The 17,821-nt window shown below is 58.2% G+C and carries 9 protein-coding genes and 1 pseudogene; 2 read left to right on the top strand and 8 right to left on the bottom strand.

Features of this window, described 5'->3' with window-relative positions:
• Positions 1–781: 781 nt before the first annotated feature.
• Both MLPF_RS15400 and MLPF_RS00500 read right to left on the bottom strand, forming a co-directional pair.
• Positions 782–904 carry a hypothetical protein gene (locus MLPF_RS15400; protein ID WP_282435821.1) on the bottom strand — a complete coding sequence of 41 codons (123 nt, stop codon included), beginning with the start codon at positions 902–904 and terminating at the stop codon, positions 782–784.
• Positions 905–1,512: 608 nt separating this feature from the next.
• On the bottom strand, positions 1,513–1,857 hold the full coding sequence (locus MLPF_RS00500) for a hypothetical protein (RefSeq protein ID WP_045842243.1): 345 nt from the start codon (positions 1,855–1,857) through the stop codon (positions 1,513–1,515).
• Between the two features lie 399 nt (positions 1,858–2,256).
• On the opposite strand from MLPF_RS00500, the gene MLPF_RS00495 reads away from it, so the two are divergent.
• A complete protein-coding gene (locus MLPF_RS00495; protein WP_045842242.1) occupies positions 2,257–2,460 on the top strand; it encodes a hypothetical protein in 204 nt (67 codons plus the stop codon).
• A 1,648-nt stretch (positions 2,461–4,108) separates the two neighbouring features.
• Positions 4,109–4,186: pseudogene (locus MLPF_RS16700) on the top strand (hypothetical protein); the annotation flags it as partial.
• A gap of 1,267 nt (positions 4,187–5,453) precedes the next feature.
• On the opposite strand, the gene MLPF_RS00490 reads toward MLPF_RS16700, so the two are convergent.
• The 6 genes from MLPF_RS00490 to ag85A form a co-directional block, all read right to left on the bottom strand.
• Positions 5,454–7,007 (bottom strand): acyl-CoA carboxylase subunit beta, encoded by a 1,554-nt coding sequence (locus MLPF_RS00490; RefSeq protein ID WP_045842239.1) that lies wholly within the window; start codon positions 7,005–7,007, stop codon positions 5,454–5,456.
• The gene (gene pks13, locus MLPF_RS00485; RefSeq protein ID WP_420329564.1) at positions 7,004–12,238 is read right to left on the bottom strand and encodes a polyketide synthase Pks13; all 5,235 of its coding nucleotides are present in this window, start codon (positions 12,236–12,238) and stop codon (positions 7,004–7,006) included. The genes MLPF_RS00490 and pks13 overlap by 4 nt, the downstream gene beginning before the upstream one ends.
• A gap of 80 nt (positions 12,239–12,318) precedes the next feature.
• The gene (gene fadD32 / locus MLPF_RS00480) at positions 12,319–14,208 is read right to left on the bottom strand and encodes a long-chain-fatty-acid--AMP ligase FadD32 (protein WP_045842237.1); all 1,890 of its coding nucleotides are present in this window, start codon (positions 14,206–14,208) and stop codon (positions 12,319–12,321) included.
• A 232-nt stretch (positions 14,209–14,440) separates the two neighbouring features.
• The gene (culp6, locus tag MLPF_RS00475) at positions 14,441–15,451 is read right to left on the bottom strand and encodes a carboxylesterase Culp6 (RefSeq protein ID WP_045842236.1); all 1,011 of its coding nucleotides are present in this window, start codon (positions 15,449–15,451) and stop codon (positions 14,441–14,443) included.
• A 154-nt stretch (positions 15,452–15,605) separates the two neighbouring features.
• Positions 15,606–16,508: an esterase family protein gene (locus tag MLPF_RS00470; protein ID WP_045842246.1), complete on the bottom strand. Its 903-nt coding sequence runs from the start codon at positions 16,506–16,508 to the stop codon at positions 15,606–15,608.
• Between the two features lie 149 nt (positions 16,509–16,657).
• Positions 16,658–17,650, bottom strand: a complete 993-nt coding sequence (gene ag85A, locus MLPF_RS00465; protein WP_045842235.1) for a diacylglycerol acyltransferase/mycolyltransferase Ag85A — start codon at positions 17,648–17,650, stop codon at positions 16,658–16,660.
• Positions 17,651–17,821 lie beyond the last annotated feature (171 nt).

Here is a 17,821-nt window from a genome sequence, read left to right as displayed (position 1 = left end):
AGGATAGATCGTTGGGGCTGATATCGGCATCGGGCGCAGCCAGGTGGATCACCGCGGCGGATTCTTCCCCTAAGGGGGTATAGCTAGTAGGATAAAAAGCGACGTCAACAATAGCGGTATGCACATAGAGCACGGCTAGATTTCAACGGTTACAGATGTTTTCCTGCCGCTGATGAGCATGTCTTCTTTGCGATCGACGCTAATCGGATATCCCTAGGAGCTGATTCGGGCTAAATCTACAACGTGCAGCCAACCATCGGTGAACGCATCAGCGGTAGCGACAGAGTTATTCTAGTAGCCAGCGATCACGTTGTCTCTGCATACCCATAGCTTGCCGACATGAGTAGGGCCCACAGGTCTTCCAGTGTCACTGACGATAATCATTTCTCCGGTAGGCAACACCAAACCACAGCTATCGAAGTGAGCGAAATATTCTTGTCCGGCAAAGAGTCTTGCCAGGTGTCGGTCATCAAGTGTGCTAGCGATAATGCTGGGGCACCACCATAGTTGACCGTTTCTATCGATGACAGACTGAACTGTGCACGGTCGCGGTTACACAAAATATGCCAGAAATAAGTAACATACTACCGATGCTGGTGCACCGTTCATGTTCAATCAGGCATAGGGCAGCAAAAGGATCCCAGAGCGGGAACATAAGTGAACCGGTCGCCGACTAGCGCGGGAGGTACCGAGGAGCACCACCAACCCGATCGCACGAAACAAAGGCACCGACAAAGAAGGGGCACATCGGCGGCGCATCGGGCAGACCATCCCAGGCCGACTAGTCGCTAATCACCTTCTCGAGCGCCACAACAGCAGGGTTATCGTGGCCCAGTGCAATACTGTCTTCAGTAACGTACACCCGCCGAACACCGATACCCGACGAATGTCCGAGGACAGGCAAGCCTTTTCCCAATCTGTGATGACCACCCGAACAAAGCAATCTTATAGCGCGTAATCTAGCTCCCGGATGGGTCCACCAGGAACACAACGGTACCACGATCGCACCGGCCAGCAATGCACCTAAAAGGCAACTGGCCACTGCGGCCGGTTCGACATGAAGACCGAAACTCGACCTCAGCACCCGAACCCCGTCACGAGTGAGGGCTTCTGCAAAAACCTGCACCGCACACACGAACTGCCAATAGTTGACACGCCGGCTGATCAGTACACACCATGAACAGGCGGTCGGCGAAAACATGCACAGACGTAGAAGACGTACAGCAACGTTGGGAGCATGTTCTTCCGCACCGTGGCAAGTCCAGCGAGAAGTCACTGTTCGGTTTCATACTAGCTGTCGCGGCGAGGTCAACTCAGCAGACGGTTCCAGGGGCCACTGTTCCGTCATAACGAGCCGTGCAGACTAAAAAACGCCACTCGATGCCTCATGCCCGGCAGACATCGGTGTCGGCTGACTAACTGCTCGGTAAGCATGCAAGCTACGAGTTCACAGAAGTCCCCAGAGGATCATGGCCGCGATGAACTGAAACAATCCCCGCCAGCAACCCTGGGCTAGCCGCAACATCGCCAACGAGCAAGACAAAGTTTGAGAACGCGATCCAGGCCAGACGGACCAGTATAGTCATCGGCACGATCCGTGTTGACACCAACGTAGATGCCCCGATATCTGACTGCGGCCAAAAAGAAAACCACCACAGTCAGCGAAGTTTGCGGCATCAACACCACCCCCAAGGTGGCGATTCCCAACAACCAAGAGTAGATCTGCGTGACCGGATCCATTCGCGCCGCCACGATCCGCAGCGCCGCAACAACAGTAACGATCGTTTTGGCTAGTGATGTGGGCGCAAGTAAACCGTTTTTGACGTGAACAACACCCACCGCTTGCGACAGCAGCAAGCTACCGCGATCAAGAACGAATTGATACGTTATAGAAAGTCTGTGCAGGCGGACAGGCTGGGCAACAGCTGCATCGTGTCCTATATAGCCAAGCTTACATGAATCTTGGCTATGCCCACAACGAGATTCACCGGATCGGCAGTAGCGGCCGCTACAATATGTCCACGCACGCACCGACCGCCAGGGCCCACGGCAAGGCGACATAGAACAGTCCGATCCCGATCATTGCGATGTATGCGACGGCCAGCAGGATACGTTCCGGGGCGATCGTTTAGCTGCGAAAACAACGGTGACTTTGAATCCAACAAAACACAAGAACGCAAATATCACCCCTAACGACAGGCACACCTCATAACAGCACAGCCAGATCAAACATGGCCAATCTAGCGTTCCTTCCAGATGCTTTCCGGCAGCGACCAGCGCGACGCCGACGACAACGCACTCGGCAACGAGCCTACAGGCAAGCACCTTGGTGCTCAGTTCGATGTCGCGGTAGCTCCACAACACCCGGTAAAGACCAGCAACAACACTGTTCACAACCACCGCGGTGAACCCAGGCAACCCATGTGGGCAACGGTGTTAGCGGTCACCGCGCCCAGATAGCAGCTGATGGAACCAACCGTAGGAAACAGCTACTGATCGCTAGCACGGTGACTCCGACACTCCGGATATGGTCGAAATCAGTTTGGATATACGAGTAGAACGCTTTCGCATCACCGACAAACCGCCCCATCCTGGTGAATCCAATCGCAAACAACACAAAGATCATCGTCGCTCCGATGAAAACACAGGTAAAATGGGGAGTTGAGTTAACCCGAACCATCATCGGCAAAACGGCCACGCAACATACCAAAACACGCCAATAGGATCCGAGCTGGCCCACCGACCAAAACGTCATTCCATGCTAACGGACGAGATTTGCTCAACACGATGCAGCAACCAACCGCCTATTGGAGAAGGCATTTGCTCAGTCCTGGCTTCATCGTCGGCTCCGGCCTTCCCAGCGCTGGTAAGTCGTCAGTAGCACTGCCTCCTACGCGACGGTGCAGCTACACTATCTTAAGAGCCCCTAATTGATTCCGGTGAGCTCACCGCGGCAGTGGCCCTAGTGAGCTTCCTCCTGGCCACCGATCAACTGCAAGTAGGACTGCCTTCGATCACCGAATAGGTCAATCAACTCAAAGTGACACCTGGCGACGCGTCGCCGCTCAGCACAACTGTTGGATATTCGAAGTAAACTCATCCGTTCCGACTAAAACGAGCACCAGCACCACGTCGACAGCCAAACATCAGATATCCCAGGTCTGGTTCTGCCTACGCGGCAACAAGTGGTCGATAGGATCTATGAGCCCTGAGACCGTGGCCAGCTCACCATCTATACCGCCTTCTCAGCGATCACAATCACTGTTGAATGCATTCGCCAAAAAGCTACCGCTACAATATAACTAAACTCGTGAAATTCGACACCGCAAAATCACGCAACGACCAGCCCCGGTATAATAGCCTGAGACCTGGAATGTATTTAAGTATGACTTAGAGCCTGTGGGTAGGTCACCCTTCTCCATTGAAGAAAAGGTGCCGCGCTACTAAACGGACAACTATCACGGTGCGGCAGGGCGCAATTGGTACCTAACCAGTCCCACATTGCAGTTCACCTTAACGTACCACCTGTAGTACGACGGGTTGGCGGCGGCTACACACTATGCAACGGGAGGGGTCGCTGACTTCCGCCACGGCTCAACCGCTGGGGACATGCCATTAGCCGCGACATCATGAAGGGATCGTTCACGCAGTCCAAGCCCAATGTTGGATGAGCAGCAGACACTACGCTCCGACACGCGAGCGGCCAAGGTGAGCTCATCGTTGGTGATGCTCGCGTCCAACTAGCTGCTCAATCAGGCCGATATCGCAATGCTGCGCACTAGGCCCTAGCAGCGGAATGGTCTAACAGGCTGGTAACCGCCTACGCACAGCCAGACGGGCGGGAGTATAGCTAGCCAAATTCGGCTCCGGTAAATGAGCGGGCCGGCTGGTCAGCGGCTGACCGAAAGAATCAGCGACTCCGATCGGGCACTGGAGAAGATAGCTCGACGGGCAGGTTGACGCGGCGAGGATACCTTCAGCGATGGCAATGGACTTAGCCACATGAATTGGAAAGCTGACCAACGCCGCAGAGCTCTAGATAGCTTGGGTCGAGCTGGGGGTAAAGCGTCTCGCGCCCTGATTGAGTCGCTGTGCTATGCCTGGGCGGTGGTCTATTTTCATCGTGACGAATGCGGCCAAACTAACCGTTGCTGTCGCTCGGATCGGCCTGCCGCCGCCAGCCCCCGTAGCATATGGCAACGCATCGTGGTGACCGGTCACCAAACTGAAGGTGGGCCGGCTTGGGATCACCACAGAAGCGACAGCTACATCGAGCACTGGTCGGTAATCAGGCTGCTGCGTGATATGCAGATAAACACCATCGGGTAAGGCCTCGACAACATTCTGTGTCTCGCTAGCCGGCATGATTTTACAACAGACTCACGCACACGAGACGCTGCTGGCGCAGCTACGCGACACGGGGTCGGTCTCCGACGACGGTTATGATGGGGCCACCACGCGCCTGGTAGCGAACCTCATCAAGGCACGAGTAGTTCCCGCTGGCCCTAGTTAATGGAAGATGTTTACGTCGGTGGGTTGCTCACCAAGCAGGTTACCTGAGGAATAAGCCACCCGGGGCGGCTGCCGCAGGGCATTCGTTACCCGACCGTATGCATAAGCGCCATCTAGCCGACCGCGGTCCGGTGACAACTACACCAATATAAACCTAATACTAATACCGACAAGACGCTGGAACGTTTCGACAAACTTGTGGACGGCGCGTTGATACTATAAGGGCTAGCGGGGCAGTGCGGAGCGTGCCACGTACAGACTCCGGATTAGCAAATTCAACTGGTCGATTCGGTTGCGGCGATAGTCATCGACTCCGTCATCAAGCTATACGCCAGCCAATTATTCAGTGACATCGTGTCTGCACTTCAACGTGGTGAACTACTCGAAATCAGCAGCAAATAAATTTCTGCTCTGCAACCAACACTATAGCCGCAGAGTCATGAGAACAACCCAGATTCATTTCCGCTTTTCCATACCGTTGATTACCAATGGCCCGTTATCACGTCCCACCACTTCAGTAGTGTCAAACATGTGGTTAAACTAGCGGGAAAAGCGCTCTATCTCATGCGATAGAACTTTATCTGACTTGGCTCGATTTAGTATTCACTCCGCTGGTGCAGCAACGTACTTATCAACGTGCTCATAAGCATATGAAATAACATTTCTCTACTCCGGTGTAAGCATTAGCAATCATAGTATCTGCATTATTTTACACATCATTAAATTTCATGGTCAGCAAGTTCTCATTCAAGTTTGGATAGCACAGACTAGTCCCTACTATAACGCAAAGTTGCAGATTAGCAAGCTACTTCTACTCCGATTCACTAATCATAAGCAAAGCTAAGAAACCTGCAGCGGTGGGCGTTTGGAACACACGATAGCGCATGTGTATAGCGCTTTACTGAAAGCCGACAGGCCTTGTGCTCACCGGCAAAATCGCCCTAGAACGGAATGAGTCCATGCTTACGTCCCACCCGCCACCACTGCTGCTTGTCTCGCAACAGATGTAGCGACTTGCGCAGCAACAGCCGAGTTTGGTGCGGCTCAACCACAGCATCGATGAACCCGCGCTCGGCAGCAATCCACGGTATCGCCATGTTGCGGTTGTAGTTGTCAACGAAGGTCTTGCGGATAGACTGCACCTCCGGCGAATTCGGATCTGAGAAGCGCTTCATCAAGAGCTGCGCGGCGCCGTCAGCACCGATCACGGCGATACGCGCGGTCGGCCAGGCAAAGTTCAAGTCGGCGGTCAGCTGCTTGGATCCCATCACCGCGTACGCGCCGCCATAAGACTTGCGAATCGTGATGGTCACTTTCGGTACATCGGCCTCCACCACTGCATACAAAAACCGGCCGCCACGCTTGATAATACCGTTTTTCTCCTGCTCTACCCCCGGCAAGAACCCAGGCGTGTCTACCACGAAAACTAACGGGATATTGAACGCGTCGCAGAACCGGATGAACCGCGCAGCTTTGTCGGAGGCTTCGTTGTCAATCGCCCCAGACAGGTGCATAGGCTGGCTAGCCACCACACCAACAGTGCGGCCATCGACACGAGCATAACCGGTGATGATGGATTGTCCGGCTTGTGCGGCGACGTCCAGGAAATCGCCGTCATCGAAGATCCGCAACAGAACCTCGTGCATGTCATATGCCGCATTGTCCGAATCCGGCACGATCGAGTCTAACTCGAGGTCATGCGCCATAACCTCAGGCTCCAGACCGGGGTTCACGATCGGCGCCTTGTCGAAGCAGTTAGGCGGCAGAAATGACAGGAAATCGCGCACGTAACTGAATGCGGCCGCCTCGGACTCCACTACCTGGTGGATGTTGCCGTATCTAGCCTGGGAGTCGGCGCCACCCAACTCGTCTAGGCTCACATCTTCTCCGGTCACGTCCTTGATGACGTCAGGGCCAGTAACAAACATGTAACCCTGGCCACGCACTGCAACCACCAAGTCAGTCTGGATCGGCGAATACACCGCTCCCCCAGCGCATTTGCCCAAAATAATAGAGATCTGCGGCACAATTCCACTCAGCAGCTCGTGTCGGCGACCCAGCTCGGCGTACCATGCTAACGAAGTCACCGCGTCCTGAATTCTTGCGCCACCAGAGTCATTGATGCCGACGATCGGGCATCCGGCCATCGCGCACCACTCCATGAGCCGGGCCACCTTGCGGCCGAACATCTCGCCGACCGTGCCACCAAAGACCGTCTGGTCATGCGAAAACACCCCGACCGGCCGGCCGTTAATGAGGCCATGTCCGGTGACAACGCCGTCTCCATAGAGCGCGTTGGGATCGCCCGGAGTGCGCGTCAGCGCGCCGACCTCAAGAAACGTGCCTGGATCGACCAGTGCGTAAATGCGGGCCCGGGCACTTGGGATACTCTTTTTGTCGCGCTTGGCGGCAGCCTTTTCACCTCCAGGCTCGGAGGCTAACTCCAGCCGAGCGCGAAGCTCAGCCAGGCTCTCAGCTGTGCTCTTCGTAATCATTTAGGCGCCTTCTGCTCAGCCTCAATCTTGTTCAACGCCTGGCTCATATGTTCGCCCACCTTAGCGATGATCGGCTCGTCGATGACCTGGATGTGCTCACCACCGATTGGCACCACCTCGAGATCGGAAACGTACTCTCCCCAACCGCCGTCCGGTTTACGGACGGCATAGCGTGGCTCGAACATGATCGCATCGTCGTGGTAGCGATCAGCCATATACAAGGTGACATGCCCGTCGTATGGTTGAATTTGGGCAGTGTCGATCGCCCGGTTATCCAGATACGACGTGCGCTGGTGCTCGATGATCCCAGCCGGGATCTGCACACCACTTTGGCTGACAAAGTCCAGCACAAACCGGACCTGGCCGTCGTCGTCGAGTTCCTCAAGATGTTCATAAGGGATCGCCGGGACGGCAACATTGAAGGTCTTCTCGGCGAACCGCGCGTAGCGGTCCCAGCGCTTGCGGATCTCCTCCTTGGTCTGCGGGATCTCCTCGCCCGCACGCACCGCGTCGATCAACCCCACCCACGCGACCTCCTTACCCGCGCGTCTCAGCCCGATCGCACACGCATAGGCTAAGACCCCGCCCAACGACCAACCGGCCAGAATGTAGGGCCCATCACCTTGCAGCTCGATTAACTTCGGCACGTAGGCCGCCGCACGATCTTCGATCGAGCCTTCAACCCGCTCGAAGCCGTACATCGGGGTATCAGCAGGCAGCCGTTTGAGCAACGGCTCGTACACCACGGTCGAGCCGCCGGCCGGGTGGAACACAAACACCGGCACCCTGGATTCACCTGCAGGGCCCTCGGTCCGGGGTCGGATAGTGCGGACGACGCCATCGATCTGCCCAGCCTCCAAATAGTTGCGCACCTTGTTGGCCAGCGCCTCGATGTTCTCCGACGTCAACACGTCCTCGGCAGTGATCGGTCCTTCAGCGCGCTCGGAGAGCCGCTGCGCCATCTTGGCAGCAGTGTCACTATCCAGCTTGGGTAACGTATCGAAAATGCCGCCTGGGGACTTTCCAGTGACGATCGCCCAGGAAGCGAAGGTGACCCGCTCGGCAGCATCACGCGGCGGTACGTCGGAGTTGAGTACCTCCGCAGCTGCTACCAGATTGGACTGCGCCCCGTTACTGGGCGGGCCAGTCGGGTCCGTGGGCGGCGGGGGAATCGGCGCCTCGGAAGCGGGTAGCGTCGCCGGTGGCACGATGCTGAGCAGTTCCATCTGCGCCTTGGCGATAGCCTCTGCCGTCTGGGTCTTCTGGTATTCATGCAGCTGCTCGACTTCGTCGCGGTGCTCGATCGCGTACTCAATCAACTTCTCGACGTTGTAAAGATTAGCGTCGCGTACAGCCTGCAACTGGATCGGCGGCAGGTCGAAGTCGTACTCAACACGATTCTTGATCCGCACCGCCATCAACGAGTCCAGACCCAGCTCGACCAGCGGCACCTCCCAGGGCAGGTCTTCAGGTTCGTAACCCATGGCCGCAGCCACAATCGTGCTCAACCGGTGACCGATGGTCTCGCCGGAATCGATTGACCACTTGCCCATATCGGACGATAGGTAACGTTTGGTCAGGCTGTCTGACAGGGTTTCTACGTCCAACTCCTCGGCAGCTACCACATCTCCCGTGATGGGCGCAGTCGGCGCCGTGGTCGAAGCAATCGCCGTTCCCGCACCTACTGCCGCCGGCAGAACCGATTCTTGACCGACCCGCGCAACGAATGCATCATACACCAGCGTGAAGGATTCGTCGATGCGAGCATGCACCTGAACCGAGGCACCGCCTGGATGCCGAGTCAACACCGTCACCAGCCGTGCACCATCGCCGGGTATCGCACGCTGTTCAGCAGCTGTCAAGTGTGCGTCCGGAAATACTTGCGATGCAGCGGCTCTCACCAACGCCGCGAGATCCGTTTTGTCCCGGGGGGCGAATTCCCAGACGTGTCGACTATCCGGCAATGCGACATGGTTCCCCGGCATGGACACCGAACCGTATCCGGCGAAATGGACGTCGAGCCAATGTTCCTTGCGCTTGAACCGGGTCGGCGGAATGTCCGCGTAATCCTCGGGTCCAACAGCACGACTAAACAGAGTCCAGATGTCCAAGTCATGGCCATACACATAAAGCTGCACCATGGTCGAGATCATCGACTCAACTTCGTCTTGATTGCGGGAAAGCGTCGGGATCAGCTGGGCATCATGCAAGCCGACCGCAGCCGTAGTCAAACCCACCTGCATCAACGCCACCGGATTGGGCGCCAACTCCAGGAACGTGGTGTGGCCGCTGTCGACGGCATTGCGGATGCCCTGGGTGAAATAGACGCTGTGACGCAGCCCCTTCTTCCAGTAATCCACGTCGTGGATCGGATCGGCGCCGGGCTTGATGTAGCTGCCCTCGTGCACCGTCGAGTAGATGCCGGCAGTCGGACTCATCGGCTTGATGCCCTGCAGTTCCGCAGCGAGTTCGCCGAGCAGCGGATCCATCTGCTGGGTATGGCTGGCGCCCTTGGTCGCGAATTTGCGAGCGAACTTGCCCTCAGCTTCGGCGCGGGCGATGATCGCGTCCACCTGCTCAGGCGGACCACCGATGACGGTCTGGGTGGGTGCGGCGTAGACGCACACCTCGAGATCGGGGAAATCGGAGAGCACCGTCTTGATCTCGTCGGCGGAGTACTCCACCAACGCCATCAGACGGATGTACTCGCCGAACAGCATCGCCTCGCCCTCGCCCATCAAATGCGAGCGCGAGCAGATCGTTCGAGTCGCGTCGCGCAACGACAGCCCACCAACAAAATAGGCACACGCAGCCTCGCCCAGCGACTGGCCGACCACCGCTGCAGGCTTGGCACCGTGATGCTTGAGCAGCTCACCGAGTGCGATCTGAATCGCGAAAATGGTTACCTGGGTGGTCTCGATGCCGTAATCCTGCGCATCGTCTAGGATAAGCTCAAGCAGCGAGTAGCCTAGCTCATCTTGTACGAGGACATCGACTTTCTCAATCCACTCGGCAAAGATCTGGTTGCGTAAATACAGGTTCTTGCCCATCTTGCGGTGCTGAGCACCGAACCCGGCGAGCACCCACACCGGGCCGTTGGTCACCGGGCTGTCAACGCTGAACACATGCGGCCGATGCTTGCCCTCGGCAATCGCCCGCAGACCTTCGATAGCTTCGTCATGGTCATGGGCCAGCACTACTGCGCGAGAGCGACCGTGGTTACGCCGTGACAGCGATCGACCAATCGACTCCAGCGACGACGCACGGCCTTGCGGACTGCCCATCCAATCCGCCAGCTCGGCGGCGGCGGCTTTCTTGCGTGAGGTTAAAAATGACGACACCACCAACGGAATCAAGGGTGCCGTAATTTCTTTTACTGCAAGCGCTTCCAGTGCAGCTTGCTTGAGCTGCAACGCCTCTTCGGTCATGCCCGGCAGCTCAGAATCGGACTCTTCAAAGTCGGTGACGTTGGTAGTAATTTCACCGCATTCGTCAAACTGCAGCACGTGGCCTTCCAGTGCGGCTGTCTCGGTCGTGGTAACTGCCGGCACAGGGGTCTCGGGTTGCCGCTCAGGCTCGATGACATCCCGCGGCAACACTTCGCGCACCACCAGGTGCGCGTTGGCGCCACCAAAACCGAAGCTCGACACCCCGGCCAACGCGTAGCCTCCGTAGCGCGGCCAGTCAGTCGCCGTGTCGATAAACTTCAGGCGCATCGCATCGAAGTCGATGTACGGACTGGGTCCAGCGAAATTGATCGACGGCGGTAGCTTGTCATGCTGCAGAGCCAGCACCACCTTGACCATGCTGGCGGCACCGGCCGCCGATTCCAGGTGCCCCACATTGGTTTTCACTGCACCTAACAACGCCGGCCGATCGGCGGGACGCCCCCTACCGACGACGCGACCCAGAGCCTCGGCCTCGATCGGGTCACCCAGGACGGTACCGGTACCGTGCGCCTCGATGTAGTCGACGGTGCGCGGGTCGATACCGGCGTCCTTGTAGGCCCGGCGCAGCACGTCGGCCTGAGCATCTTGGTTGGGTGCAATCAGACCGTTGGACCGACCGTCATGATTTACCGCGCTGCCAGCGATCACCGCCAGAATCTGGTCGCCGTCACGGCGAGCGTCGTTCACCCGCTTGAGTACCAGCACGCCCCCGCCTTCAGAGCGGGTGTAGCCATCAGCGGCCGACGAGAAAGACTTGATCCGACCGTCAGGAGCCAGCACCGCACCAATCTCGTCGAAACCAAGAGTCACCATCGGCGTGATCAAGGCATTGACACCCCCGGCCACAACCACATCGGCTTCGCCGTTGCGCAGTGCCTGCACGCCCTGATGAATTGCCACTAGCGAACTCGAGCATGCGGTATCGATAGTGACCGACGGCCCACGGAAATCGTAGAAGTACGACACCCTGTTAGCAATAATAGAACTGCTGGTACCGGTGATCGCATAGGGGTGGGCGGACGTTGGGTCCGAGGCTGCCAAGAAGCTGTAGTCGTTGGTGGAGCTGCCGATATACACGCCGACGGCCTCGCCGCGCAAAATCGACGCAGGGATGCGGGCATGCTCGAGGGCCTCCCAGGTCAGTTCCAGCGCCATCCGCTGTTGCGGGTCGATGTTTTCGGCTTCGGTCTTGGCTACAGCAAAGAACTCGGAATCAAAACCCTTAATGTCTTTCAAATAGCCGCCACGGGTGCGGGCCTGCGCGATGCGCTGCGCCAGCCGTGGCTCGCTAAGGAATTCCGACCATCGGCCTGCGGGCAGATCGGTGATGGCGTCACGGCCTTCCAGCAGCGCCCGCCAGGTTTCCTCGGGGGAGTTCATGTCACCCGGTAGCCGCGTCGACAAACCCACGACCGCGATGTCGATGCGCTCTGCGGGGCCGGTACGCGACCAGTCGAAGGCGTCGGTTTCGTCGTCGGTCGTTTCCGGTTCACCCTCGATGATGCGAGTCGCTAGAGATTCAATGGTCGGATGCTGGAAGGCCACCGCGACCGACAGGGTGACGCCGGTCAGATCTTCGATGTCGGCGGCCATCGCCACAACATCCCGAGACGCCAGTCCGAGCTCCACCATCGGCACCGACTCGTCAATGTCGTCGGGCGATTTCCCAACGACCTTACCTACCCAGTTGCGCAACCATTGCCGCATCTCGGGCACGGTTGTTATGCGTGTTGTGCGCCGAGCCTCCTCCTCGCTTCGCTCTGCATCGTCGCGGACGCACATCTCGGTTTTTGCAACCGGTAAATTCGCGTGGGGATCGTTATTCAATGGGGGTGCGTCTATGTCAGCCATGTGTGCCTTGCTCAGAATTCAGCAGCGCAAACCGTCGGGGAACTGGCTCCGCTGCGGAGACTACCGTCAATATAGGCGGCTCGGCAGGCGCGCCGCCCGATCTTGCCGCTGGAAGTGCGGGGAATCGTTCCAGCCGGCACCAGCAGCACATCACACACTGTCACCCCATGCCCCACAGCGATGGCCGCGCGGATGTCGTCAACGATGGGCTGGTAGTCGAGCTTGTGCGTGCCAACAGCGCGCTCCCCGACGATCACCAACTGCTCGGAAGTGTCCTCGGCGTCGAACTTTAGGCCGGCGTACGGGTCGTCAAACACCACCCGGGGCAATTGGTTGGCTGGGACGGAGAAGGCGGCTACGTAGCCAACACGCAACGCCTTAGTCGATTCCTGTGCCGTGTATTCCAGGTCCTGCGGATAATGGTTGCGCCCGTCGATGATGACGAGGTCCTTGATCCGTCCTGCTATATAGAGATGGTCCTTGAAGTAGGTGCCGTAGTCGCCGGTACGCACCCACGACGCGTCATCGGGGGTTCCTTCGGCGCGCGACTCGCTAATCCGCGATTTGAGGAGGTTGTTGAAGGTCTGGGCGGACTCTTCTTCCTTGCCCCAATAACCGGTACCGAGGTTGTTGCCGTGAAGCCAGATCTCACCGATCTGCCCGTCTGGTAACTCACTGGCAGTGTCGGCATCGACGATGATCGCCCATTCGCTTACCCCGACCTTGCCCGCGGAGACCTGGGCTACCGCGTTCGGTGCATCGGCGGGCACCTCGACGAATCGCTGATTGTTCAGCTCGTAGCGGTCCACGTAGATCACCGTGGGCGACTCGTCCATCGGGGTGGTCGAGACAAACAGTGTCGCCTCGGCCAGCCCGTAGGACGGCTTGACGGCGATCTGTTTCAAACCGTACGGTGCAAACGCTTCGAAGAACTTGCGCATCGACACCAGTGACACCGGCTCACTGCCGTTGAGGATGCCTTTGACGTTGCTCAGGTCCAGTGGCAATTCGTCATCTCGAGGCAGCCCGCGCATCGCGGCGTGTTCAAACGCGAAGTTCGGCGCGGCCGAGAAGGTGCCGCCGGTGTCTTCGGGCTTGCGCGCAAGTTCGCGAATCCAGCGACCGGGCCGGCGCACGAACGCCGCGGGCGTCATAAAGGTAAAACTGTGGCCAAGAACCGACGCGAGCAGCACCGTAATGAGACCCATGTCGTGGAAGAACGGAAGCCAACTGACTCCACGGTCGCCTTCCTGTCCTTGCAGGGAATTCAGCACCTGCACTACATTGGTGGGCAGGTTCAGGTGGGTAATCTGCACCCCGCTCGGAATGCGGGTGGAGCCCGATGTGTACTGGAGATAGGCCACGGTTTCCTCGTTTGCTTCGGGCTGCTGCCAGGTAGCGGCAACCTCGGTGGGGACCGCATCAACCGCGATGACGCGGGGTCGCTCCTTAGCAAAACGAGCCCGGACGAACTTGCGGACACCTTCGGCGGAGCCGGTAGTAGTAAGGATAGTCGAGGGTGTGCAGTCGTCGAGCACTGTGTGCAACCGGCCGATATGCCCCGGCTCGGCCGGATCGAACAACGGCACCGCGATCCGGCCAGAATACAGAGCCCCGAAAAAGGAGACCAGATAATCCAGGTTCTGCGGGCATAAGATGGCGATGCGGTCACCCGGCTTGGTGACCTGCTGTAAGCGGGCGCCCACTGCACGGTTGCGGGCGCTGAATTCGGACCACAGAATGTCGCGCGCGACACCATCGCGTTCGGTGGAGAAATCCAGGAATCGATAGGCTAGCTTGTCGCCGCGAACCTTTGCCCATTTTTCGACGTGACGGACCAGGTTGGTATTAGGCGGGAACCTGATCTTTCCGTTCACGATGAACGGGTTGTGGTAAGTCATGCGACCCTCTCCTGTCACGACACATCTCTCGGTCGGCTTCGCCGACGGTTCCACCTGCGCGCGGGCCAGCCTTCGCACGGTGCACATTTAGGCGTACGCTGGCCACTATTAGCTTCCACCCGAACGGGTCAACCACATGACCTTAAATTTCTCTTAATGTTAAGTGGTGGCACGCGGCAGACCAAATCACAAGGTGACGATGATTTTGCCCACTAGTAACCTAGGCTAAGGGTCATCCATGTTTAGGATGCGGCGCACCTTCGATAAGCCGATGTACCCAATTCAATGTCCAAACGGTCGCGGGCGCTCCGTCGAGATTCCAGAACTGAGCGGTAGCATACATCGCGTGGATCGGCTGACCGGCGGCGCTTGCTAAGGTGTTCAGTGTGACCGGCAAATTAGCGACACTGAATGCCTCCGCCGGTGCAGCGCAAATGAGGTCTCCGGGAGCGCAAATCTCGTTGGTCTTGCTGTCCAGCACGCCAAAACCACCAGGCCGCGCGCCTGTCATGGTCATACCGAGCCCCGACAAAACCGGCACTTCGTGCAAGGTAATCTCGACACCCTCACCCGGAGGGTTGGGCCCGACGTCGTTGCCCACTCCCTGTTGACGACGGCCGTCGGCAATCAGTGTCACACCGAGCACTAGATCGTCATCGACGGGTCCGTGGCCGGTCCCGATATCGTTGGTGATGTCGCCGGCGATCACCGCGCCCTGCGAAAAACCCACTAGTACATAACTAGTCAAGGGGCACCTGTTATTCACGTTGACCATCTCTTGGACCATCGCGCGGGTGCCTTCCGCACGGCTGTCGTTATAGGTCATCTGCTTGTCACCACTTAGCGGATTATGGAACTGCGCAGTGTAAGGAATCGTGTACGTCTGCACTCGGGAGGTGGGAAACTGCTGGCCGATCGTTATAGTCGAGTTGCGCAGCAACGCATTCGGAAATTGCACCGGATCGAGTGGATTGTCCTGCAAAGACGACTCCCAAGTGCCAGGAACAACAAGCAACTGCACATCGGGACAAGACGCGTTTTGAAAAGCGGGCCGGGGCTTCCGTGGGTGAGGTGCGTTAGACGGAATAGGCAACACGTCAGACGGCACCGCACTGTGCGTGGATTCATTGCTACGCAACAGGATCACCACAGCCACAATGACTAACGCCACTACGGCCGCCATCGACAAGGCGGCTGTCCAGGCGAGGATTCTGTGACGCTTACGCGGCACCTTCTCGACCATTCGGGGTCTCCTACTAACAGAATCGGTAGGTCACTGGCAAGGTTCCAGTGCACATACAGTGTGCGGTGACGATGCACACCGCTAACCACCCGAACACGCCCCATACACGATACCGACTCGTCACCACAACACCTCCTGTACTACTGGCTCGTCCCTAGCGAATGGCGTCGACGATATCGCCCGACATAGCAACCAACTGCGGCGCCCACGTACCCCAGCCGTTGCCACCACCGCCCGGGAAGTCAAAGTGACCGTTGTGCCCACCGACGCTGCGGTACTGCTGGTAGAACTCCCGAGAACTGCCCATCGACGCGGCCGCCTGGCCGATCATTGCGGCATCATCGCCCCCCATAGTCATCGGGCTGTAGACCCACACGCGGGTGTTGTTCTGCGCCAACAGCGAAGCATGCACGTAGGGGTCGTGCCACTTCCACCGGCCCAGCTGCGGGACGCCCCACATCCCGTTGCCGTCGATACCGCCAAACTGCTGCAGACCAGCCAAAATCGCACCATTGTAGTTTGTGCTCGAGGGGTACACAAACCCGGACAAGGAACCAGCGAAGCCGAAACGGTCGGGGTGGAAGGCCGCCAGCGCCATCGCAGCATACCCCCCCTGCGAGGCGCCGACAGCCGCGTGGCCGGCGGGCGCCAGACCCCGTTTGGTGGCCAGCCAGTCGGGAAGTTCGCTGGACAGGAAAGTGTCCCACTGCTTGCTGCCATCATTCTCCCAGTTGGTGTACATGCTGTAGGCGCCGCCGGCGGGCGCCACCACCGAAATACCCTTGCCGCCCAACGTGGTCATCGCATTGCCTGCAGTCACCCAATTACTGACATCCAAAGCGGCATTGAAGGCATCAAGCAGGTACACTGCATGCGGACCACCGGCCATGAAGGCGACCGGAATATCACGGCCCATCGCGCCCGACGGCACCATCAAGGATTCGTAACTCGCAGCCTTGGCGTTGCCGGCGGTTCCCGCCAGCATGGACGCAGAGACCGCCCCGATTGCCAGGGCGACGACACAGAGCACCCGCAGAACTGCTGACAAACCCCGCATGCCTACCTCCATCGCCGGCTGCGTGCACACTATTCGATGAAAACCGAACCCGCCTCCGTAGGGTAGTGAATAACACCACACGCATTGAAGCTACCCGGAAATAGCTAACGGCAGCGACCTGTGAAGTTCGCTGCCGTTAGCGGTATGGGCTAAGTGCTCTGGGTGGCCCCTAAATGCTGCTGCAGGTCAGGCTTCATGGCATTTAGCTGTTCACCCCAGTACTCCCAGCTGTGTGTCCCGCTGTCCGGGAAGTTGAAGACGGCGTTGTGGCCGCCGCCTGCGTTGTAAGCGTCCTGGAACTTGATGTTGCTGGTACGCACTAAACCCTCGAGGAACTCGGCGGGTAGGTTGTTGCCGCCCAGTTCTGTAGGCTTGCCGTTGCCGCAGTACATCCAGATGCGAGTGTTGTTGGCGATCAGGGTGCCAATGTTCACCGTTGGGTCGTTACGCCTCCATGCCGGGTCCTCCTTCGGGCCCCACATGTCCACGGCCTTGTAGCCGCCAGCATCACCCATCGCTAGACCGATTAGCGAGGGACCCATTGCGTTGGAGGGGTCCAGCAAGCCCGACATCGAGCCAACATAGATGAACTGCTCCGGATGGTAGATCGCCAGCGTCAGGGCCGACAAGCCGGCCATCGAAAGACCGACCGCCGCGCTGCCGGTGGGTTTTACCTGCTTGTTGCGCTGCAGGTACTGCGGCAGCTCGCTAGTCAGGAAGGTCTCCCACTTGTAAGTCTGGCAACCGGCCTTGCCGCAGGCCGGGTTGTACCAGTCGCTATAGAAGCTGGACTGTCCTCCGACCGCCATGACTACCGAAATGCCGGAGTGATAATACCACTCGAAAGCGGTGGTATTGATATCCCAACCGCTGAAGTCGTCTTGCGCGCGCAACCCATCTAACAGGTACAGCGCGGGCGAGTTAGCGCCGCCGTTTTGGAACTGCACCTTGATATCACGTCCCATCGACGGTGATGGCACCTGTAGGTACTCCACCGGCAGTCCCGGCCGAGAGAATGCTGCCGCGGTTGCCGAGCCAACGACACCGATCAGAGTCGACAGCAGAGCTGCACTCATGGCTGCAACCACGAATCGGCACAGTATACCCGCCAAGGCACTTCGAAACCTATCAACAAACTTCATCCTTGCTTCCTCATCCTTTACGCGCATTGTTACGTTTCGGCGCATCCTTAATCAGGTAGGACTGCATGCGCTAAACGCTGTAGTGCCCGTGTAGTCAACCACAACTTAGGGCTTCCACCGTCATCGAGCTAGTCACTCAAATCGCCGTTCAGCGTCGGTTTTCGGTGATTT

Source organism: Mycobacterium lepromatosis (genome assembly GCF_000975265.2).
GTDB lineage: Bacteria > Actinomycetota > Actinomycetes > Mycobacteriales > Mycobacteriaceae > Mycobacterium > Mycobacterium lepromatosis.
This window is presented reverse-complemented; position numbering and strand designations above follow the sequence as displayed.

Coding starts and splice junctions, on each gene's coding strand:
- fadD32 (WP_045842237.1), bottom strand. CDS start 14,208: ATGACTTACCACAACCCGTTCATCGTGAACGGAAAGATCAGGTTCCCG.
- MLPF_RS00495 (WP_045842242.1), top strand. CDS start 2,257: ATGCTTTCCGGCAGCGACCAGCGCGACGCCGACGACAACGCACTCGGC.
- MLPF_RS00470 (WP_045842246.1), bottom strand. CDS start 16,508: ATGCGGGGTTTGTCAGCAGTTCTGCGGGTGCTCTGTGTCGTCGCCCTG.
- culp6 (WP_045842236.1), bottom strand. CDS start 15,451: ATGGTCGAGAAGGTGCCGCGTAAGCGTCACAGAATCCTCGCCTGGACA.
- ag85A (WP_045842235.1), bottom strand. CDS start 17,650: ATGAAGTTTGTTGATAGGTTTCGAAGTGCCTTGGCGGGTATACTGTGC.
- pks13 (WP_420329564.1), bottom strand. CDS start 12,238: ATGTGCGTCCGCGACGATGCAGAGCGAAGCGAGGAGGAGGCTCGGCGC.
- MLPF_RS00490 (WP_045842239.1), bottom strand. CDS start 7,007: ATGATTACGAAGAGCACAGCTGAGAGCCTGGCTGAGCTTCGCGCTCGG.